This is a genomic window from Siminovitchia jepli, assembly GCF_047228825.1.
Lineage (GTDB): Bacteria > Bacillota > Bacilli > Bacillales > Bacillaceae_C > Siminovitchia.
Map to the genome: position 1 here is coordinate 1 of NZ_JBFEGN010000032.1, position 22169 is coordinate 22169.

20 protein-coding genes and 1 pseudogene are annotated in these 22169 nt (G+C 39.3%); 14 read left to right on the forward strand and 7 right to left on the reverse strand.

Annotation, left to right across the window (positions count from 1 at the left end):
* Nucleotides 1–95: 95 nt before the first annotated feature.
* Complete coding sequence (locus tag AB1L08_RS11875; RefSeq protein WP_413064873.1) at nt 96–1877, forward strand: stage V sporulation protein D; 1782 nt, start codon at nt 96–98, stop codon at nt 1875–1877.
* Between the two features lie 58 nt (nt 1878–1935).
* Here AB1L08_RS11875 and AB1L08_RS11880 read toward each other — a convergent pair whose 3' ends face one another.
* Nucleotides 1936–2325 carry a cupredoxin domain-containing protein gene (locus tag AB1L08_RS11880; protein ID WP_413064874.1) on the reverse strand — a complete coding sequence of 130 codons (390 nt, stop codon included), beginning with the start codon at nt 2323–2325 and terminating at the stop codon, nt 1936–1938.
* A gap of 670 nt (nt 2326–2995) precedes the next feature.
* Between AB1L08_RS11880 and AB1L08_RS11885 the strand changes: the two genes are divergently transcribed.
* From AB1L08_RS11885 to AB1L08_RS11895, 3 genes are all read left to right on the forward strand, one after another.
* Complete coding sequence (locus AB1L08_RS11885; protein ID WP_413064875.1) at nt 2996–3556, forward strand: hypothetical protein; 561 nt, start codon at nt 2996–2998, stop codon at nt 3554–3556.
* Nucleotides 3557–3647: 91 nt separating this feature from the next.
* Nucleotides 3648–5738 carry a copper-translocating P-type ATPase gene (locus AB1L08_RS11890; protein WP_413064876.1) on the forward strand — a complete coding sequence of 697 codons (2091 nt, stop codon included), beginning with the start codon at nt 3648–3650 and terminating at the stop codon, nt 5736–5738.
* A 28-nt stretch (nt 5739–5766) separates the two neighbouring features.
* A complete protein-coding gene (locus AB1L08_RS11895) occupies nt 5767–6018 on the forward strand; it encodes an SHOCT domain-containing protein (protein ID WP_413064877.1) in 252 nt (83 codons plus the stop codon).
* Between the two features lie 37 nt (nt 6019–6055).
* Here the strand turns inward: AB1L08_RS11895 and AB1L08_RS11900 are convergent, their stop codons facing one another.
* A complete protein-coding gene (locus AB1L08_RS11900; RefSeq protein ID WP_413064878.1) occupies nt 6056–6994 on the reverse strand; it encodes an endonuclease I family protein in 939 nt (312 codons plus the stop codon).
* 285 nt (nt 6995–7279) lie between these two features.
* Here AB1L08_RS11900 and AB1L08_RS11905 point away from each other — a divergent pair, with 285 nt between their 5' ends.
* Nucleotides 7280–8782, forward strand: a complete 1503-nt coding sequence (locus tag AB1L08_RS11905) for a multicopper oxidase family protein (protein ID WP_413064879.1) — start codon at nt 7280–7282, stop codon at nt 8780–8782.
* Nucleotides 8783–8897: 115 nt separating this feature from the next.
* Nucleotides 8898–9902, forward strand: coding sequence for a type I glyceraldehyde-3-phosphate dehydrogenase (gene gap / locus AB1L08_RS11910; protein WP_413064880.1), 1005 nt, complete (start codon nt 8898–8900; stop codon nt 9900–9902).
* A gap of 252 nt (nt 9903–10154) precedes the next feature.
* Here the strand turns inward: gap and AB1L08_RS11915 are convergent, their stop codons facing one another.
* From AB1L08_RS11915 to AB1L08_RS11935, 5 genes are all read right to left on the reverse strand, one after another.
* The gene (locus AB1L08_RS11915) at nt 10155–11615 is read right to left on the reverse strand and encodes a multicopper oxidase family protein (RefSeq protein WP_413064881.1); all 1461 of its coding nucleotides are present in this window, start codon (nt 11613–11615) and stop codon (nt 10155–10157) included.
* Nucleotides 11616–11690: 75 nt separating this feature from the next.
* The gene (locus AB1L08_RS11920; protein ID WP_413064882.1) at nt 11691–11813 is read right to left on the reverse strand and encodes a hypothetical protein; all 123 of its coding nucleotides are present in this window, start codon (nt 11811–11813) and stop codon (nt 11691–11693) included.
* 255 nt (nt 11814–12068) lie between these two features.
* A complete protein-coding gene (locus tag AB1L08_RS11925; RefSeq protein ID WP_413064883.1) occupies nt 12069–12977 on the reverse strand; it encodes a F510_1955 family glycosylhydrolase in 909 nt (302 codons plus the stop codon).
* A gap of 27 nt (nt 12978–13004) precedes the next feature.
* Complete coding sequence (locus AB1L08_RS11930) at nt 13005–13682, reverse strand: response regulator transcription factor (RefSeq protein ID WP_413064884.1); 678 nt, start codon at nt 13680–13682, stop codon at nt 13005–13007.
* A gap of 3 nt (nt 13683–13685) precedes the next feature.
* Nucleotides 13686–15062: a HAMP domain-containing sensor histidine kinase gene (locus AB1L08_RS11935; protein ID WP_413064885.1), complete on the reverse strand. Its 1377-nt coding sequence runs from the start codon at nt 15060–15062 to the stop codon at nt 13686–13688.
* Nucleotides 15063–15375: 313 nt separating this feature from the next.
* Between AB1L08_RS11935 and AB1L08_RS11940 the strand changes: the two genes are divergently transcribed.
* From AB1L08_RS11940 to AB1L08_RS11975, 8 genes and pseudogenes are all read left to right on the forward strand, one after another.
* The gene (locus AB1L08_RS11940; RefSeq protein WP_413064886.1) at nt 15376–15675 is read left to right on the forward strand and encodes a metal-sensing transcriptional repressor; all 300 of its coding nucleotides are present in this window, start codon (nt 15376–15378) and stop codon (nt 15673–15675) included.
* Between the two features lie 355 nt (nt 15676–16030).
* Nucleotides 16031–16237, forward strand: coding sequence for a copper chaperone CopZ (gene copZ, locus AB1L08_RS11945; protein ID WP_413064887.1), 207 nt, complete (start codon nt 16031–16033; stop codon nt 16235–16237).
* Between the two features lie 103 nt (nt 16238–16340).
* Nucleotides 16341–18758, forward strand: a complete 2418-nt coding sequence (locus AB1L08_RS11950) for a heavy metal translocating P-type ATPase (RefSeq protein WP_413064888.1) — start codon at nt 16341–16343, stop codon at nt 18756–18758.
* A 222-nt stretch (nt 18759–18980) separates the two neighbouring features.
* Complete coding sequence (locus AB1L08_RS11955; RefSeq protein WP_413064889.1) at nt 18981–19604, forward strand: DJ-1/PfpI family protein; 624 nt, start codon at nt 18981–18983, stop codon at nt 19602–19604.
* Between the two features lie 222 nt (nt 19605–19826).
* Complete coding sequence (locus tag AB1L08_RS11960) at nt 19827–20180, forward strand: hypothetical protein (RefSeq protein WP_413064890.1); 354 nt, start codon at nt 19827–19829, stop codon at nt 20178–20180.
* A gap of 23 nt (nt 20181–20203) precedes the next feature.
* Nucleotides 20204–20530 (forward strand): hypothetical protein, encoded by a 327-nt coding sequence (locus AB1L08_RS11965; RefSeq protein ID WP_413064891.1) that lies wholly within the window; start codon nt 20204–20206, stop codon nt 20528–20530.
* Nucleotides 20502–21062 carry a hypothetical protein gene (locus AB1L08_RS11970; RefSeq protein WP_413064892.1) on the forward strand — a complete coding sequence of 187 codons (561 nt, stop codon included), beginning with the start codon at nt 20502–20504 and terminating at the stop codon, nt 21060–21062. The genes AB1L08_RS11965 and AB1L08_RS11970 overlap by 29 nt, the downstream gene beginning before the upstream one ends.
* A gap of 57 nt (nt 21063–21119) precedes the next feature.
* Nucleotides 21120–22064 (forward strand): annotated as a pseudogene (locus AB1L08_RS11975) (ArdC-like ssDNA-binding domain-containing protein); the annotation flags it as partial.
* Nucleotides 22065–22169 lie beyond the last annotated feature (105 nt).

Genomic DNA, 22169 nt, shown 5'->3' on the forward strand with positions numbered 1-22169 from the left:
GTAATATGCAAAAAATTTAGCATATTATTTCAGGGAAGTACAGAAATCACGCTGAAGGAATTTGAATAAAGAAGGCCTGTTTTTGACGGAACAAAGTGATTCTTTACAGTGATATTCCTTTTGAAGGAAAACGTGGTGAAATCATTGATCGAAACGGAATACCCCTTGTCCAAAATGAGAGTGCCCCCACAGTTTTTGTCATCCCAAGGCAAGTGAAAGATCCTGCTCACCTGGCTGAGAAGCTTGAGCTGATTTTAAATGGGAAAAAAGAGGATATTTATCGACAAATCACAAAACGTGAGTCTATCGTTAGAATCCAGCCTTATGGAAGGAAGATATCAGACGAACAGGCCCAAAAAATTAAGAAGTTGAAGGCGCCGGGGCTGTTTATTGGAGAAGACAGTAAACGCTATTATCCATACGGAAATAGCCTTTCCCACGTACTTGGATTTGTCGGTGCAGACAATCAAGGACTAATGGGGCTTGAGCTGTTTTACGACAAACAATTAAGAGGGGAGAAGGGCAGAGTTTCATTCTATTCGGATGCAAAGGGGAATAAAATACCCTCTTTAAATGATGAGTATAAGCCGCCGAATGATGGAAACCATCTAAAGTTGACAATAGATAGCAAAATTCAGTCTATCGTGGATAGAGAACTTGATAATGCTGTTGCAAAGTATAGTCCAGATGGAGCATTGGCAATTGCCATGGATCCCAGCACAGGGGAAATTTTGGCAATGTCAAATAGACCTGACTTTAATCCAGCGAAATATAAAGAAGTGCCTGTTGAGGTATTTAACCGAAATTACCCGATATGGAGTCAATACGAACCCGGTTCAACCTTCAAAATAATTACTTTGGCATCAGCGCTTGAGGAAAAAGTTGTAGATTTAGAGAAGGATAGTTTTTTCGATCCGGGATTTATCATGGTGGATGGACAACGTATTCGTTCATGGAAAAGAGGGGGGCACGGGCAGCAAACTTTTCTTGAAGGAGTGCAAAACTCGAGTAATCCTGGCTTCGTTTTACTAGGGCAACGGCTAGGGAAGGAAAAATTATTTTACTATATTGATGAATTTGGGTTTGGTAAAAAAACAGGAATAGATTTACAGGGGGAAGGGACAGGCATATTATTTCCATTAGATCGTGTAGGTCCCGTTGAGCTTGCAACAACCGCTTTTGGTCAGGGAGTTTCCGTTACTCCAATTCAACAAGTGGCTGCAGTTTCAGCAGCGATAAATGGGGGTTATCTCTATAAGCCGTATTTGGCAAAAGAGTGGTTAGACCCAAAAACATCTAAAGTCATCAGCAGAACAACTCCTCAGCTTAAACACAGGGTGATTTCAGAAGAAACATCAAAGCAAGTCCGCTATGCACTGGAAAATGTTGTTGCTAAAGGAACGGGAAAGAATGCATACGTGGAAGGATATCGTGTGGGAGGTAAGACGGGAACTGCACAGAAGGTTGTAGATGGGAAGTATTTAAAAAACAATTATATTGTGTCTTTTATTGGCTTTGCTCCAGCAGATGATCCCCAAATTGTTGTTTATGTGGCTATAGATCATCCAAAAGACACTTTGCAGTTTGGCGGAGTAGTTTCAGCACCAATAGTTGGTACGATCATTGAGGATAGCTTAAGCTCGATGGGAGTGCAAAAACGAAAAAATCAAATAGAAAAAGATCGTACTTGGTTAGATGAGAAATTAATTGTTATACCTAATCTGATCGGTAAAAGTAAGAAAGAAATTCACGAAAGCTTCTATGATTTGAAAATTGATGCTACTGGCCAAGGGGATTTCGTGATAAACCAATCGCCTGAAGCAGGAGAAAAGGTAAAAGCGGGGTCAACCATCCGTTTATTATTAGGGAACAAGTAACAACCCCAATTAAGGACTAAATAGGGAGCCTGTTAAAAGGCTCCCACCGGGGTCTCTATTATTCCACAACTAAAGTCGACTTCATATCAGCATGACCTGCCCCGCAAGGAATACTACAATAAATCGTATATTCTCCAGGTTTTTCTGGGGTAAAAGTTGCCTCACCATCACCGTTAATATTTACATCGGTGCCTTCGATTGCAATTCCATGCATTCCTTCTTTATTTGACAGTTTAATTTTAACTTCCTCACCGGATTGTACGGTATAAACGTCTTTGTCAAATTCAAAATTGGTTGCTGTGATATCAATTACATTGCCTGTGCCGGCTTCCTCTGAAGCACCAGTATCCTCTGCCTTCTCCACTGTATCATTTGAATTATTTTCGCCACACGCCGCTAATATCGCCATGATACTTAAGAAAAGAAAAGGTAACAGCATCTTTTTCATCATATACGCCTCCAGTTTAAATACTCTAAATGATTGGTCGCTATTATTGTATTTAAAACATATCAACTTTTAATGGAGAAAGAGCGACAAACGTATGAACATGGTTTGGCTAGTCAAGCCGAAGATCACTGATTATAGGAAATCCTTAAATAGAGATGGGATTTTTAACTGACATTAAACCGCTGCATAGTGAACCTATAACTAAAACAGATAAAGGTAGATTCATATATCCTATTAAGAAAAATAGCCAAAGGATGTTTGCTTATACCCCCTTTGGGTATTCAAAAAGAAAAGGAGCTGAATAAAAAAAATTAAAACAAACCCATGTGTAATCTTGCCTTTTAATGACGTTGACACAATGGGTTTACCGGCTCTTACAAAGTCTTTAACCTATCAACTTATACAGACAGCGATGTCTCTAAGTTGTTTTTGAATTATTAGAATGTGAAAATGAACCGTTTGTTGTATACGCAATTCCAGAAAGGACAGGCTGGAATCTCCCTAATGCCGGGCCAAGATATAGACCGCTTTTCGTTGTCGTTGGGATATAGTCCCATAATGTATGCAGAAACTCTGCATTTTTTATGACATTTTAAATGTAAGTGGATATGTTGTGCTAAATCATCTTTTTCATCCCATATACTTGTACAAAGTTATGGAGATGATACGGATGACTATAGGCTTGATTTTACTTACTTTGGTATTATTGACATGTTTAGCTGCCGTTGGAATTGGCGCTTTTTTCGTTAGAAAAAAGGTAACGGCCATGCATGGTATGATGTTTGCGATGTCTATGGCAATGGGAGCAGGTTTATTCTTTGGAACATTACTGGGAATCCTATTTCAAGGTGATTTACTGTTATCTACTGTTATTGGTATGGGTACGGGAGTATTAGCGGGCGCCGTCTTCGGCAGTTTTTATTCCTTTCTTGCACTATTAGATGGAGTTCTGTCGGGGGTAATGGCCGGAATGATGGGAGCCATGCTTGGTGAAATGATAAAGCCTGAGGATTGGGATAAAACGGTTATGATCATGTTTACAATAGCCTTATCCATATGCTTTCTACTCATTAATGAGATTTTGAAATGCGGAAATAAACAACTTATTTTCTTCCGTATATATCAAAACCCATTTATTATTGGAACGCTATTTGTACTCCTTTGTTTTTTCTTATATTCCTTGACACCATTTATTTCAAAACCAATCACTCCTCCTGGTCTCCATCACTGACCCATTTAATTTTAAAGCTGGTCAATCTGCATACTTTCTGGACAAATTACATGTAAAATGTGGTAAATATAAAAAAAGGAGAACCAAGCAAATGGACAAGCATAATCACGAACACTTTAACAAGCATCATAATACCAATACGCTACACGATGGCGATCATCACCATTCACATGGTGAACACTCAAGCCGGCACGATCACCATTCGCACGGAGGACATATGGGGCATCATGACCATCATGCCCACATGGTAGAGGACTTTAAAAAGCGTTTTTATATTTCGCTAATCATTACCATTCCCATTTTGATTTTATCCCCCATGATTCAAATGTTTTTGGATGTCAATTGGCGTTTTTCCGGTGATATGTACATATTGTTTGCACTTTCATCCATCGTCTTTTTCTATGGGGGATGGCCATTTTTAACTGGGGCAAAAGATGAGATAAAAGATAAAAGTCCGGGAATGATGACGCTCATTTCACTGGCGATTGTTGTCGCCTATGTTTATAGTTCGGCAGCGGCATTTGGCCTGGCGGGAGAGGATTTTTTCTGGGAGCTGGCCACATTAATTGATATTATGCTTCTTGGCCATTGGATCGAAATGCGCTCTGTCATGGGAGCCTCGAAGGCCTTGGAGGAACTGGCAAAGCTCATGCCTTCGGAAGCCAGTATTATAGATGAAGACGGCAATGTAAAGGTCGTTGATATTACGGAACTGCGTCATGGGGATCGTGTTTTGGTAAGGCCCGGGGAGAAAGTCCCTGTTGATGGAGAAATCATTGAAGGAAAATCTACTATTGACGAGTCGATGCTTACAGGAGAATCCGTGCCGGTCGAAAAGGAAACAGGTGACGAGGCGATAGGCGGATCAGTGAATGGAGAAGGCTCTTTAATTATAGCGATAAAGAAGACCGGTGAGGAGACGTATCTTTCTCAGGTGATCAAACTGGTTAAAGAAGCCCAAGAGTCTAAATCCAAAGCCCAGGATCTTGCAAACCGGGCAGCCAAGTGGCTGTTTTACGGAGCCCTTGCAGCTGGATTGCTTACCTTTGTTATCTGGGTGTCTCTCGGATATCCCGTTTCTTTTGCTATCGTAAGAATGGTCACGGTCTTAATTATTGCCTGTCCGCACGCGCTGGGGCTTGCAGCACCGCTCGTCGTGGCCGTCTCTACTTCAATTGCTGCAAAGAAAGGTCTATTGATTAGAAACCGGGCTTCATTTGAAAATGCCCGGTTTATCGAAGCAGTTGTTTTTGATAAAACTGGAACATTAACCCGCGGAGAATTCGGAGTGACGAATATTTCTGCTTCCAGTCCATATACAGAAGAGGAAATATTATCTTTGGCTGCTGCGGTGGAGTCCCATTCGGAACATCCGATTGCCCGTGGTGTTCTTAAATCAGCTAAAGAAAGGCAACTTTCAATCCCTCCGGTAAGCAACTTCCAATCTCTTACAGGTAAAGGATTACAAGGGGAAGTAGATGGAAAAGAAGTGATGGTTGTGAGCCCGGGATACGTGCGTTCTCAAAATCTTGCAATCAATGAAGGACCTTTCAACGAGTGGTCTGCGGAAGGGAAGACAGTCGTCTTTACCTTGGTCAATGGGGAAATAGCCGGCATGATTGCCCTTGCAGATATCATACGTGATACAGCCAAAGAGGCAATTAATAAGCTGAAAGATATTAATATTAAATCCATCATGCTGACAGGGGACAATGCCAAGGTGGCGCAGTATGTTGGAGCTAAACTTGGCATGGATGAAATCTTTGCCGAAGTGCTTCCTCATGAAAAGTCAGATAAAATCGTCCATATACAGACAAAAGAGGGGCTTAGGACTGCGATGACAGGGGACGGAGTCAATGATGCACCCGCCCTTGCAAAAGCGGATCTGGGGATAGCTATCGGTACAGGAACCGATGTCGCAATTGAAACAGCAGATGTCGTTCTGGTCAAAAGCAATCCAATGGATGTATTGAATATTATCAAACTTTCGAAAGCCACCTATCGAAAAATGGTACAAAATTTGTGGTGGGCTGCCGGGTATAATATAGCTGCGATTCCTATTGCAGCCGGAGTTCTTTATCCATCGTTAGGCATTGTGTTAAGTCCGGCATTTGGGGCAATACTTATGTCGCTAAGCACGATCATTGTAGCGATTAATGCGAAGATGCTAAAAATTGATTGATTTAATTACCCTTTAAGGAGGCAATCAAATGATGTGGCAAAACGGAGGCCATTGGGGCAACTATTTTCCAATGATGATGGGCGGCGGAATCATGATGCTAATATTCTGGGGTCTAGTGATCTGGCTAGTGATTTATGCTATTCGTAAATTATCGCCGAACGAAAAATCAAATCACGCAGACAGTGCAGTTGATATATTAAGGCAGCGATATGCAAAAGGAGAAATTAGTGTTGAGGAATATCGGGAACGTCTTAAAGAATTAATGGATACAGCTAAATAGAAAATTCGCGTGCATTTATTAGCACGCGAATTTTTATTCAATATTTCCAATTGTTAATGCCAATTGTCTTTGTTAAATCGGGAAAATCAATGAATGGATTTCGATTTCCTTGAATTTCAAAAATGGTTTTATTTCTATGCTTCTCGTAGTTGGTAACAGGGAATTTCTCATGCCATTTGACCAATATCGGCAGGTTTATGGCTTTTTTATATCTTCGTAAAATTTTATTAGGATAACGCAATAAAAAATAAAGTGTTGCCCGCGCAACAGCCCCTTTTCCGTATTCAGGTTCAAAGCGCCCTATATCATGCAAGCCGCAATGGTTACGAAGTCTTACGGAGGGCGATTGGGATTTGAATTCGTGGTACGGAAAATTGGACCGGATACTGTTACACTCCGGCTCACAAGCGAATAGATGGTGTAAATCACCTTTCATCGGTTCACTGGCCTTAAACCAAGATTGGGGCACAACATGTTCAGCATTAAATTTATATTGGCTGGAAACCCTTCGAACCTGTTTTTCAATCTCTTTATCTGAGAACCTTTGCGCAACAATGAGTTTTCGATACTGCTCAAACCGTTTTTGAATCGTTTCGAAATCTTCTTTGATAACTGTTTTAGGGTCTTTTTGTACACCTGAATATATGTTTTTAAGTTGTCCATTTGGTTGGAGGTCGACCCATGTGTAAAGGTACTGATCTTTACTTACATAATAAGGATGCTTATATTTATGGGTTTTGATTACAAGCTCCTGTAACTCTTGATATAGCCGGCTTGATGGGGTATTTTCAAAAGAAATATCACAATAATAATGTTCGATCCATGATTGATCTTGTATCTGGTCATAATAAAGTTGGCTATTTGTTTTCATATTTTGCTGGTTTTTTGTCAATTCGGCTACAAGAACATCCGAATCGCATTCTTCCATACACTCTAACTCTTCCAACTCACTTTGAAGAAGATCATTATTCTCCATGGGTTCCACCTTTTTTGTTTTGATAAATAAAGACGCTGGCAAGGAAAGCATAACATTATATTGAGTAGGGAGCTAAACATTTAACTTTCACACAATCACCACATAAGTTAACTAACAACATACTGTATAGCCGCAAACATCATTTCTTTAGAGTTCCCCCCAAAGCTTCAAAATGACTTCGTTTATTATGAAAATAATCATATATATATCAATGTAAATGCATAAATTCTTCATATTTTTTTGTTATCCTACAAGAGAATCATCTAGAGAAGAGGGGAATCATTAATGGGAATAAAAACTAAGATTACTGCATTTATGATTAGTTTACTGGTCATCAGCGGGTGCAGCAGCAATAGCTCAAAGTCTGTCGAAGAAGAAGACCATTCCAATATGAATAAAGAAATGGATCATTCTGCTATGGATCAAGACAAGATGGAAAATGAACATATGAGTCATGATGAGGTGATGCCTTTAAACGACTCTACCGGGGAAAATAAATTGAACATCCCTTCCGTACTGGAGCCTGATGATGAAGAAGGGGCCGCATACACTGTTCGGGCACAAAAAGGAAAAACGGAAATATTCGATGGTACTGAAACGGTAACATATGGATACAACGGGTCATTTTTGGGACCGATGATTCGTTTAGAGAAAGGTGATACTGTTAAAGTTAAAACGGTCAATGAGTTAGATGAGGAGACAACTTTTCATTGGCACGGGCTAGAAGTAGCGGGTAGCGCAGATGGCGGACCGCATGCAGTTCTAAAACCAGGAGAAGAAAAGGTGATCGAATTTAAAGTGGAGCAGGAAGCGTCAACGCTATGGTTCCATCCCCATCCAGAAGGAAAAACCGCCGAACAGGTATATAATGGACTCGCGGGATTGATTTACATTGAAGATGACAACTCTAAGAGTCTTGGATTGCCAAATGAGTATGGGAAGAATGATATTCCCTTGATTTTTCAAGATAAAACATTTGATGATAAGAAACAATTGAATTACAGCGCTGCAAGGAATGATGACGGAACAATCGGTGATACGTTATTGATCAATGGAACGTTGAACCCGAAGTTGACTGTAAACAAAGAGAAAGTTCGTCTCCGTTTATTAAATGGATCTAATGCAAGAAATTACACATTTAAATTGAATACTGGGGATTCCTTTGTTCAAATCGCAACGGATGGGGGGTTCTTAAATGAACCGGTAACGCTAAAAGAAATTACACTTACCCCATCTGAACGGGCAGAGATCGTTATAGACTTTTCAAAGCTTGATGCAGAAAATGAGTTGGCGCTAATAAATGAGGATGGATCTATTCTTTTGCCATTTGAGGTTACTGATCAGAGCGGAGAGAATAGCGAGATTCCAGGAAAGATGAATCATTTTTCAATTACAGAAGAAGAGGAGAACTTGCCAGTCACAAAGAAGGTGGAACTCTTTGGGATGATGGACCAGGTTGAAATAAATGGAAAGAAATTTGACCCAGAAAGAATTGATTTCACACAACAGCAAGGGGAAACTGAAGTATGGGAAATATACAATAAACCGGACGAAATGGGCGGAATGATACATCCGTTCCACATTCACGGCGCTCAATTTAAAATACTTTCCAGAAATGGAGAGGAGCCACCGGAAAATGAACGGGGCTGGAAAGACAGCGTTTCTATTCACCCGGATGAGACAGTGAAAATAGCGATACAATTTAAGCATAAGGGCGTGTATATGTTCCATTGTCATAATCTGGAACACGAAGACAATGGCATGATGGGACAGGTAAAAGTAGAATAATGTTTAATCTAATGAAGCATATGGAAAAATACATTCAACTTGTGAAAAATTTTCCCGTTGATTTTTAGGAGATACCTGAAAGTAACGAAGTTACTTTATTGATGGAGGAGACGGAATGACGGCAAGAATAGCTATTAATGGATTTGGACGTGTAGGAAGGACAACATTAAGAAGATTGTTAGACACGAATACGGAACTGGAACTAGTTGCTGTTAATGATTTAGCTAATGCTGAAAACTTAGCTTATTTATTAGAATTTGACACAACTTATGGTCGATTAAAACATGAAGTTGAGTTGCGGGAAAATGTCTTGGTCGTTGATGGCAGTGAAATAAAAGTTTATCAGGAATCAGATGCAAGAGATCTGCCATGGGGTGAATTGGAAATCGACATCGTATTAGAGGCAACCGGTTTTTATACAACTGCTAATAAGGCTCAAGCACATCTGGATGCAGGTGCTAAAAGAGTAATTATTACTGCTCCAGCAGTTAAGGAAACAAAGATGATTGTTTACGGTGTTAATGAGGACATTATTACAAAAGATGACAAAATCATTTCTTCTGCCTCTTGTACAACCAATTGCTTAGCCCCTGTGGCGAAAGTTTTACATGATAGCTTTGGAATTTTAACTGGTTATATGACTACAGTTAAAGCCTATACACCTTCGCAAAAATTGCATGATAGCCCCAATAAGGACATGAGACGAGGGCGTGCAGGAGCGATGAATGCAATTCCAACCTCTACTGGGGCTGCAAAAGCTGTTGGAAAAGTCATTCCTGAATTAGACGGAATTGTCGATGGTACAGCTGTGAGAGTGCCACTCTTAGGTGGAGCATTAGTGGAATTTTATACAAATTTAGAAAAAGAAGCAACAATTGAAGAAGTAAATAAAGCAATGAAAGAAGCAGCAAATTCTTCATTTGAATACTCTGACAAACCAATTGTGTCCTCAGACGTTGTTGGAACTTCAGCCGGCGCTGTTTTTGATTCAACATTAACAGATATCGTTGAAAATGGTGATCATCAGCTTATTAAAACTGTTTCTTGGTATGATAGCGAATATGGCTTTGTATCAAATCTTGTTCGTTTGACTGAACATTTTGCCGAAATGAATAAATAAACGAATCAATTTAAATTTAATGAGAGAACGGTAGCAACAAAAAAGAAAAAATAGTTATCAGACTCATTTGGAGAAACAGTTTGAACAAAGACATGGTTGGGTTTGCTGGATTTAAACAATAGATAATCCCCAGATTCGCTCATAATATGAGTGAATCTGGGGAGATAGGGGGAGATAGGCTAAATTGGCAGATAGAAACCGGCTAACTGAAATCTATCTGCCTTTTAAATTTACTTGATTGGTGTCGTTACTCTAATTAACCCTAAACTGCCCCATCATCCCGGCATCTTCGTGTTCCAAGATGTGGCAGTGGTACATGAACAATCCATCTTTATTAAAGGTTGCAATCGTTTTTACTTTTTCACCAGGCATCAAAAGTATCGTATCTTTCCAACCCCGTTCATTTTCAGGCGGCTTTTTCCCGTTTCTTTCAAGAATTTGAAACTGTACACCATGTGCATGGAAAGGATGCGCCATTCCCATTCCACCCATCATCCCACCCATCATTCCGCTATCAGTGTTTGTAATCTCCCATATTTCGGTTGCCCCTCTCTCAACCTCTTCATCAATACGATCCATGTCCATTTGTTTGCCATTGATGTTAACGGCCTTTCCCATACCTTGGAAAGCAAACGTTCTTGTCACAGTCGCTTTAGACGGATTGATCTCTTCTATATCCGTAAGCTTGTCAGGAATTTCGGCCACTCCTTTAGATTCGTTTTCTACAACAAAATTCATAAGGCTTATATCCTGGTCAAAGAGTTGAACTTTATCTCCTTGTTTATAGGGTGAAAAATCAACAATGACTTCCGCTCTTTCGGCCGGCCCTAATATTACTTGATTCATCTTCACCGGTTTTTCAAGAAAACCGCCGTCACTGGCAATTTGCCAAAAGCCATCATTATTACTAAATTTCAATTGAAATATCCGGGCATTCGATCCATTCAGGAGCCTCAGGCGCACTTTTCCTTTGGGGACTTCGAGATAAGGGTGGAAGGCACCGTTCACAAGGGGCGTATCTCCCTGCATCCCGTGCATCACCGACATCATATTGAGATCATAGGTTAATTGGCCGTTTTGCCTTAAATTTCGATCTTGGATGACGATTGGGAAATCATTTTCTCCATATGTTTTTGGGATATTCAGCTTATTTGAGACTTCATCTTCAATATAAAATAACCCGGCTAATCCTTTGTAAACTTGTTCCCCTGTTTTATGAAGAAGGTGGGGATGATACCATAATGTTGCTGCCGGCTGTGTAATCGTAAATGAAGGGGAGAAGGTTTGATTCGGCTTTATGACATTATGTGGTCCGCCATCTGCATCTCCGGGAACCTCCAATCCATGCCAGTGTACTGTGGTTTCTTCATTGCCAAGTCCGTTTTCTATATGAACTTTTACCTGATCTCCTTTGTTCACTTTAATCACAGGCCCCAAATAATCTCCATTATACCCGTATGTCTCAGTTTCGACCCCCGACAGAAAGGTTTTCGTTGATTTTTGGGCTTTTAAATAAAACTCCGCCACATCATCAGCTGGATTCTTATCTTCGAGCAGCGGAGGAATGGGCAAGACGGTATTCTCTTTTGCAACGGGAAGCGAGTTGCTATTGTTGCTCTGATCGGGTGTTTGATTATAAGAACATCCTGCTAATATCAAGAAAAAAGCAACCCCGCTTACTTTTAATGACTGATTAAATATAGATTTTTTCATTGTTTTCACCTGTTGATCGATAATTGTAGGTTGTGTCCGAATAATAACTACATAGTAACAGTATGTGTAGATTTCTTACTTTTTCATGGCCAGCTTTACTGCGATATAAACTACAGCGCCAGTAAAAAGTAAATGAATGATATACCCTATTATCCCAAACCCGGCCATCATACCCCCGTAACCATAACCGCCCATCATCAGAGATCACTCCATTCATTTAATTTGATGTTACACCGTAATACAAAGTTTGTCTCTAATCGCATATTACCAGTTACTGTGTTAAATTATCTTCTATTTTATTATTCCACTTGGATATGGAGAAATAATGCAGAAAAATGAAAGGAAATGTGAAGAGTTTAATGGTTGCTTGAAATTGTCATTTATCTGTAAGAATATGATGGGACAGAAAAAGCCCCCACTGTTGGAGGCCGATTGTTGCTTTTTATTGTTGGTTTATTCCAGTTTTCCTTCCTTGGCAATCGTTGTCCAGTTTTCACCTTTATCTTTGGTTATAAATATATCGTTGGCATAAGTAATGATTGCCATTTGATCGGGATTTTCATGGTTTGCTGTTACAAACATAATAGGATTATTTGCCGAGAGATCTGGAATTGAGATCTCGGTCGGAGTTTCATCGTTTAAGTTTTGGCTAAACAGGTGAACGCCTTTGCCGTCTAAGGTGGAGTAAATGATGCTATCATCAAGCGTTAATACAGCAGGTACCATGAAAGGGTCCGTGATAAGATCAAAATTGTTTCCGTAATCTTTTGAAAGGTAGAGACCATCCTTGGTAGAAACAGCAATTATTTTATCCTTTTTTGGATGAGCGGAAATATTGCCTATAGAGTCGGATTCAATCCCGGAGAATTTGCTGGATTCCCATGTTTTTCCTTCATCCAATGTGTAATACATTCCGGTTTTAAGCTCTGAATTTGGTTCTTGATTAATGACATAGATGGCGTTGGATTCGAATCCGGCAGTTAAGTAATGAAAATCGGATTCCCCATAAAAAGCAAGCTTATCCAACGTCTTGCCGTCATCGGTACTTTTGATAAGCCCAAGTGGATTCTTTAAGTCTGATCCTTCCATTGGATGGCCACTGGAGTAAAAGCCCTCTTTCGTCATGCTGAAGCCCATATAATCATGGTTATTGCCAGTTGTCGCATACCAGTTTTCGCCGTCATGTTTCATAAGTCCGGTATGAGTTGCGATATACAAATTGCTATCTTTAATCCCAAGACCATGGATATGGTCTATTGTTTTATTTGTCTTTTCATAAGTGAATTCTTTCTTTGCCTGTGAGCAGCCAGCAATAAGAATCAATGATGTCATTGCGAGCCCGATTAGTTTTATTAACTTCATTATATTCCTCCTCGATTTTATAACACGTTATTCATTTTCCCATTTATACCCTATACCCCAAACTGTTATAAGGTGGTCGTCAATGGGAAAACCGGCATTTCTTAATTTGTCCCGGATGTTACGGATATGGGAATCGATCGTTCTGTCTTCCGTACCAGCTTCAAGTCCCCAAATGATGGTGAGAAGCTGCTCTCTTGTGAATACACGGTTCGGATATTTTAATAATAAACCAATAAGAGAAAATTCTTTTGGAGTCACTTGAATGGGCTTATCCCCATAGCTTAAAGAATAAGAGTCCGGATTCCAATTAAGGCCATTGAAGGTAAGTGTTGTATCTTCTTTTAGATTTGTTCGTCTAAAAACGGCTTCTATTCGGGCAAGAAGCTCGCCCGAATCAAAGGGCTTTGTAATATAATCGTCCGCCCCTGTACTTAACCCTTTGACTACATCGGTTTTATCTGTCCTGGCTGTCAGCATAATGATTGGAACATCAGAGATCTCCCTGATCTTCCTACATGTTTCCCATCCGTCCAAATCAGGCATCATCACATCAAGAATGACCAATTCACATGACTTTTTCAATAGGAATTCTAAAGCCTCGGAACCTGAAGAGACAGGAACACAATCAAACCCGGCCGGAGATAAATAAAGTGAAATAAGGTTCCGCATCCGTTCTTCATCATCTACAATTAAAATTTTTCGCATCGTCTACTCACCTCTGGCTATTATCGTAAAAGTAGTACCTTTATTTACCTCACTGGAAACTTCAATCTCCCAGTGATGGGCTTTGATTAACTCTTTCACAATAGCTAACCCCAGTCCGGTACCACCTAAGTTCCTTGAGCGGGATTTATCAACTCGATAAAATCGTTCAAATATGAATGGAAGATCTTTACTTGGAATGCCTTTTCCATTATCTCGGATGGAAATTCTTAAATCCGAGTTTTCTTGTTCAACTTCTACGGTAGTAACAGTTCCACGTGGGGAATATTTTCGGGCATTCTCTAGCAAGTTGATTAAGATTTGCTCAAAGCGGATCGGATCTGCTGAAATTGTATAGTTCTTAGGACAAATAACAACTAATTTAACACCTGCTTCCTGGAAAGAAGGTATGATCGTTTTAGAAATGTTATTCAAAGAGTCACATATTGGAAACGATTCTTTGTGAATAGTAAAGGTATTGTTATCCAACTGGGCAAGATTCATTAATTCAGTTACTAGAGTGGTTAATTTTATTGCTTCTTCGGTGATGATGTTTAAGTAATTGACTCGTTCTGAGACGCTAAGATCATCTCTTTTAGCAACATCCGCATATCCTTGGATATAGGTTAAGGGTGTTCTTAGTTCATGGGATATACTGGCTAAAAACTCATTCCGCTCGGTTTTGAGATGATTTAGTTCGTTTGCAAGCCGTTGAATGGAGTCAGAAAGTTCCCCCAACTCGTCATTGCTTTTATTTTCTAACTGAATGGAAAAATTCCCTTTACTTAGCTTCTTTGTGGCCTCCTTCATTTTAATCAGAGGCCTTGCGATTATTCTTGAGAGAATTAGAATAATGATGGCTGTAATGATAGAAGTGGCGATTCCTGCAATGAGAAAGTGTCTATTTAGCTGTTTAATTAATTGTTTTACTTGACTTGTGTCTTTAAACATATAAACATAGCCGCTGTCTACCCCTGTTTCAAACGGGGTGACGGATGCAATATATGGCTTAGATTTCCAATCGTTTTCAATAATTTCTCCGTTCCTATGGACATCCTTATTTTCTGTTTTTATTAACTGGCCAATTTGATTTGTTATATCGGTTGAGGAAATGATAATTTCCCCTTTATTGTTAGTGATTACTACTTCCGTATCCGATTTTACCTCCATTAAGGCGATATGGTGGATTGTCTCTTCATTGTAGTATGTTTCCAGCACATCACGGTGATTATTTCCTCTGGTAACCAATGCGGACAATTCCTCATCAATTCTTGTGTGGGCAATTTTTTGGTGCAACAGGAAAAATAGGCATACTTCCATCGTAAAAATTAAACAAAAAAAGAGCAGGCCAATTTTTATAGATATTTTTCTCAAACACGACACCACCTCTAAATATTTTACAAATGAGATATCGAGAATTTATGCAGAAAAAAAGAAGATTGTTGGTACTCAGTTCTAATATGTAGGAATTAGCATACCATATTCTAAAAAAACATTGACATACCACACGGGGGTATGGTAATTTGAGTGTAAAGACTGATAAAAATAAAGTTTTTCATATAGATTCAATGGTCGACCTATGTCAAACAGACGGATGAGATTTTGAATAAGCTTTATAAGCAGTTACGAATTCGAAACACCCTGGTTACGTATAATAAGAATTATCAAAAAGTAGAAAAATGAAGGTGATATTTACATGGATATACATGAGGAAATAAAGGTCACACACAGGTCAACAAATGAAAAAGAGCAATTAATTAATCGCTTAAAACGGATCGAAGGCCAAGTTCGCGGTATTCAAGGCATGATTGAGAACGACCGGTATTGTGTTGATATTCTTACTCAAATTTCTGCAATCAATGCTGCCTTGAATAAAGTAGGAATGCATTTATTGGAAAAGCATACAAGGCACTGTGTAACGGATGCGATAAAAGATGGGGATGGGGAAGAGGCCATTCAAGAACTAATGGAAGTATTTAAACGGTTTTCTAAGTAATACTGTTTAAAGACAGTAAAATTGGCCCTTTATTATTGACATACCTAACGGGGGTATAGTAAATTGAATTTAAAAGTAGTTAATGGTAGATGATTCTATATTGAATGGAGGGGAAAGGGACGAAATGATTATGAATAATACCCTTTATAGTACCTGACTGTGTACAAAGATCATATCAGGGAGTAAAAAAATAGACACGAAAGAAACTGTATGAAGATTCCATATTTCAACTTAATCAGATAAAGACCTTGGTAGTTTATGGTTATCGCTTTGTTAAAAGGTTTAACCATTTACCCTACCGGGATAATGTAATGATAGAAGTTTTGAAAATAAAACATTTTAGGAGGAACGTTTTATGGAACATATAACACTGAATGTACAAGGAATGTCTTGTGGGCATTGCGTGAATTCCATTGAACAGAATGTAGGTCAAATAAACGGCGTTCAATCTGTTAAGGTAAATCTTGAGGAAGGAAAAGTTGATGTTACATTTAATTCAGATGCAGTAAGCCTGAAGGATATTAAAGATGTTATTGAAGATCAGGGATACGATGTAGCATAACCAAATAAGAAATCCAATAAATAAATCGTGCCGTTGGTTAGCACGATTTATTTATTGAGATGATTATACCCCGCTACAGTATATTAGAGTTGGAGTGATAAGCATGAACCAAAAGGAAGCAACCCTTAAAATTTCTGGGATGACCTGCGCGGCATGTGCAACAAGAATTGAAAGAGGGTTGAATAAAATTGAAGGGGTCGAAGAGGCAAATGTAAATTTAGCTCTTGAAAGAACGAAAATAACATACGATCCCGGAAAAACAGATGTAAAGAAATTTAGAGAAAAAGTTGAGTCTATGGGATATGAAGTTGTGAATGACAAGGCAGAGTTTGATATTTCCGGCATGACGTGTGCTGCATGTGCGACGAAGATTGAAAAAAGAATCAGTAAGATGGATGGTGTAACCAGCGCAAACGTTAACTTTGCTTTAGAAACGATTTCAGTTGAATATGATGATAAGCAAGTTCAAACATCCGATATGATTGCGGCTGTTAAAAAACTGGGATATGAATTGATCCCAAAACAAGATGACAAAGAAAAGATGGATCATAAGGAAGAAGAAATAAAAAAGCAATACAGGAAGTTTATTTTCTCAGCCATTCTAACGTTTCCATTGTTATGGACGATGGTTGCACATTTTGAATTCCTCTCCTTTATCTATCTGCCCGAAATTCTTATGAATCCGTGGGTACAGCTCGCGCTTGCAACACCGGTACAATTCATCGTTGGTGCATCATTTTACAAAGGAGCCTATCATTCCCTTCGTAACAAAAGTGCAAACATGGACGTATTGGTTGCACTTGGAACGAGTGCTGCCTATTTCTATAGCCTCTATCTAGCATTTGAATGGATGAATGCAGGTAGTATAGGACATCCCGAACTGTATTTTGAGGCGGCTGCTGTCATTATCACGCTCATTGTACTTGGCAAGTTGTTTGAAGTACGTGCGAAAGGAAAGACGAGTCAGGCCATCCAAAAGCTACTTGGTTTGCAAGCTAAAACAGCCCGGGTTCTAAGGGAAGGCGTTGAAAAGGAAATTCCTGTTGAGGAAGTTGTTACAGGGGATACGATTTTAGTCAGACCAGGTGAAAAGATACCAGTGGACGGAGAAATCATAGAAGGGCACTCCGCAATCGATGAATCGATGATTACTGGTGAAAGTATCCCGATTGATAAAGTCGTTGGCGACGCAGTGATTGGCGCTACAATCAATAAGAATGGATCTCTAACCATAAAAGCCACAAAAGTTGGGAAAGACTCGGCGTTAGCGCAAATTGTAAAAGTTGTTGAGGAAGCTCAAGGTTCGAAGGCGGATATCCAGCGTTTGGCTGATAAGATTTCTGGAGTTTTTGTACCGATAGTAGTTGCGATTGCAGTAGTAACATTCCTGATTTGGTATTTCTTCATCTCACCAGGTGATTTCCGTTCAGCTCTCATTCCCACAATTTCCATTTTGGTCATCGCTTGCCCATGTGCACTCGGTTTAGCGACACCGACTTCGATTATGGCAGGCTCGGGCAGGGCTGCTGAAATGGGGCTTTTATTTAAAGGCGGAGAACATTTGGAGAATACACAGTCAATAGATACTGTGGTTTTAGATAAAACAGGAACTGTTACAAAAGGTGAACCTACATTGACCGATATTTTTGTGACTGACGGCTTCAAGGAAGAAGAAGTTCTTCAATTGATTGGAACAGCTGAAAACCAATCCGAGCATCCATTAGCTAAGGCAATCGTGAACGGTGTAAAAGAAAAAGGGATTACCCTTCTTGAAACAACTGAATTTGAGGCGTTGCCGGGCTTTGGAATTCGATCTAAAGTAAACGGTAGGGACATTTTAGTCGGAACAAGAAAATTAATGAGAAAGCATAAGATTGAGATTTTAGACTTGGAAACAACGATGGAAAAACTGGAGAGCGACGGAAAAACGGCAATGCTAATAGCTGTGGATAACAAACTTGCAGGTATTGTCGCAGTAGCCGACACAGTGAAGGAGACGTCTAAGGAAGCCATTTCTAGAATGCTGGGGTTGGGGCTGGAGGTCATCATGCTTACCGGAGACAACCAGCGAACTGCAGAAGCGATTGCTCGGCAAGTCGGAGTATCTAAAGTAATCGCAGAAGTCTTGCCTGAACAGAAAAGCGAAGAGATTAAAAAGCTTCAGGAACAAGGCAAGCATGTAGCGATGGTCGGGGATGGGATTAATGATGCTCCTGCACTTGCAATGGCGGATGTTGGTATGGCAGTTGGGACTGGAACAGATATTGCCATAGAAGCAGCGGACATTACGCTCATGCGGGGAGATTTAAATAGTGTTGCGGATGCGATGATGATGAGCAGGAAAACAATGCGGAACATTAAACAGAATCTGTTCTTTGCTTTCATTTACAATACGATCGGAATTCCGATTGCAGCAATTGGCTTATTAGCCCCTTGGGTTGCAGGTGCTGCGATGGCATTCAGTTCGGTATCCGTAGTTCTCAACGCACTAAGACTGCAAAGGCTTAAGTTAAAGGCTTAAGTGTAGAGAGGATGCATATTAGGTGTGGCTTTGAAATGAAGTTTGTTGAATCGTTTTTTAAAAAGATGAACCGTTTATAAAAAAGTTTAATCGTTTTGAATAAAGTTGCACCGTTTTACCCATTTGGATAAGGTTTCCAAAGGATATCCCCAATCGGGCCATAATGCCGAATAACAAGCAAGGCTTGCTCTATTTAGCGAGAGTATAAAAAGGAGTTTTATAATGCAAAACCAATATCATGTAGGTATATTGTTATTTGATTATGTAGATGCTTTAGATTTTATTGGACCTTATGAAGTTTTCAATATGAGTACGTATAAGCGTAGTGACGTAAAAAGGTTACTTTTAAACGATCTGCAAGAGAAGCCGTTTAAAGTAAGTACAGTTTCTGAAGATGGAACAGAAGTAACAATTCATCATGGATTAAAAATGGCTCCCGATTTTAGTTTTAATAATTGCCCTTCATTTGACTTTATTGTGGTTCCAGGTGGTCCAATGAAAGCAATCGAGCAGGTATCAAATAATAATAAAATTATTGATTGGATTGCATCCTATGAAAGCAAATTAATTACTTCTGTTTGTACTGGTGCTCTATTTTTAGCTAAATCTGGTGTTCTTAAGGGCAAAAAGGCAACGACTAATAAAGCGGCGTTAAGATTATTAGAAAAATCATTTTCAGATATTAATGTTATAAAAAATGTAAAATATGTTGACGCGGGTAATGTAATAACTGCAGCTGGTGTATCCTCTGGTATCAATATGGCATTATATGTTGTTGGAAAATTATTGGGCGAAGAGACCGCTAAACGTACAGCAGATACAATTGAATTTTCAATTGACCTCTAAATATGACAAACTTGCTCCATTATCGGGATCTGTTATGCAACAAAGGTAGAATAATTATTGAACATTTAGCGTACATCATCCGTACGAAAATTTATAATATCCCAGATACAATATTAATATAAGTACCACTTTCCATACTATCTTTATTTTTGAGGACTCCTTTTTTTAAGAAAGGAGTTCTTTTTTTATTTCATTTTTCAATAATAGGAAAGGTTGTGGTCTATGATGAACTGTATGGAAAAGAGAAGTCCGGATCATGCTTTAATCATTGAACAAATTGGATCATTAAGATCGATTCATTTTTGGAGAATGAATCAGTTGAAGGCTAGAAGTGAGGGTGACCAATATGAAATGAGCAGGAGTGACAAAGCTATCCGGTTGGCAATGGATCAATGTGATGAATTACAAGTGACGTTCAAATTACAAAATCAAACGTTGATGGCAGCAGAACAAAGAGTTCCCTTTTCCTCGATAGAAAAGAATATTAAAAATGAATTGAAAATCAATAATGGAGCTCGCCGGAAGGCGAAAGTAAGAACAAAGCCAAAAGATGATGAACTCGAGATATTACGATAAATAATGGGTGAGGAGAGATTTTTATGAAGATCACAGTTGAGCAAAATGGCAAGCAAATGGATGCGGTGTTAGGTTTGGTAAAGGAAATACGCGGGGAAACGGTTGTTTTTTCGATTATTGGTAAAGAAGTTGCTGTAAATGCGGCTGGTTCTACTGTAAGCAACCTAAGAAAAATAATAGAAGAAAATGAAACAGCCTTCATACCCATCCACATGGAAACAAAGAGTATTCTACTAGAGGCAAAGGTACAGGAAATCCTTTTGGATGAATTGGCAGGAGCCGGTGATGAGAGAATCAGGATCAAATGTTGGAGGATAGAAAATGAAAAAAGTACTGTTCTCCAATTTTAAGGAAGGCGGACTTCCCGGCGAACGACTTTCTCATCAAGAGTATATGGAACAGAAAAGGCATTTCAATCATTTTTTTCAGGAAGAATTAGAACAACGTGGTGAGCTCTCTATAGCGGGCGTTGCTCTTATCGGCAGGATAGACCATTGGAACGACGGGGAAAATGGGGGAAAGTTAATTGATGCCCGAAATCCGAAAGAAATGGATCTTATTAAAAGCATTGGCCAAATAGGACCGGTTGAAATGGATGCGTTAGAGGTCGGCTATGATAAAAAAGGCCAGTTGGAGCTAAGAGGGTGGCATGACCATGGCTGCCATAAAATGAACGTCTATCTTTTAACGGCAGATGAACTGGAGGGTTATGCCCCGGATTTTTCGATAAACGGTTATTATTCAACGGATGAACTGGAAATGATCCAATTGGACTTTGAGCCATTAAACGTCATAGATTGCCTTGCATTTAAAAAATATTATGGTGAGCCATCTTTAATGAAATCAAAACAATTAAAAACCGAATTTGAGCTGGGCAGATAAGAGCTTCTTTAAAAAGAGGCTCTTTTTTTGATCAAAGCGGAAGGAGATTAATTTGTAATGGCGAAAACGAAAAGAGGTAATTATAAGCGTAAAACATGGGAAGACAAACGGAAAGAAATCGAGAATTTAACCAGCAACATGGAAAAAAGAATTACGGAATATTTTCAAAGCCCTGAGAGTATCAAAGAGTACTTGGACTTTATGGCGAAGTTCCATCATTATTCATCCAATAACTGTTCATTAATTGAAAGCCAGTTTATGGGAGCCCAAGCTGTTGGCAGTTATAAATTTTGGAAGGACAAAGGGTTTACTGTGAAAAAAGGGGAGAAAGGGATCAAGGTGATTGTACCAAAAAGAACTACATACTTTGAACGGGGAGGTCAAGAGGTACAGCTTAAGTTTGCAACCGGAGAGGAAAAAGAGAAAATCGAAAAAAAAGAAATACCGACGTATACCCGTACCTATTTTGATATTGGCCATGTTTTCGATGTATCACAGACAAACGCCACAGCAAAGGATTTACCGGATATTTTTCCTAACCGGTGGCTAGAGGGTTCTGTTGAAAACTATGGATCAATGTATCAAGCGCTTGAAAAAGTGGCCGAAAAAAATGGAATCAAAATTGTGGAACCCCATGGGGAATTAGGGGCTGCTAAAGGCGTCAGTTATACATTACGGAAAGAAGTTGCATTAAACCCCCGAAACAGTGAACTGCAGAATGTCAAAACGCTGACTCATGAGCTGGCGCATGCCGTGCTGCATAAAGAGGAAACACATAAGCAATATACCTCCCAAGAAAAGGAATTTCAGGCAGAAATGGTTGCTTATACAGTGTCCAGTTATTTCGGACTGGATACGAGTGAATATTCTCTGCCATATTTGCATCATTGGACATCCGGAAAAGAACTGAAAGAGCAAGAAAGGTTATTAAAAGAAGTACGGGAAACGGCCCATGATTTTATTTCTGTCATTGAAGAGGAATTGGTCAAGGAACGGGACAAAGGAAAGACACTTAATCAGGAAAAAGCAGATCCTTATGAGGAAGCGTTGATGATTCAAGAGAATTATGGGATGACCTCTAATGTTGCGGAGTGGGAAAACGAAGAG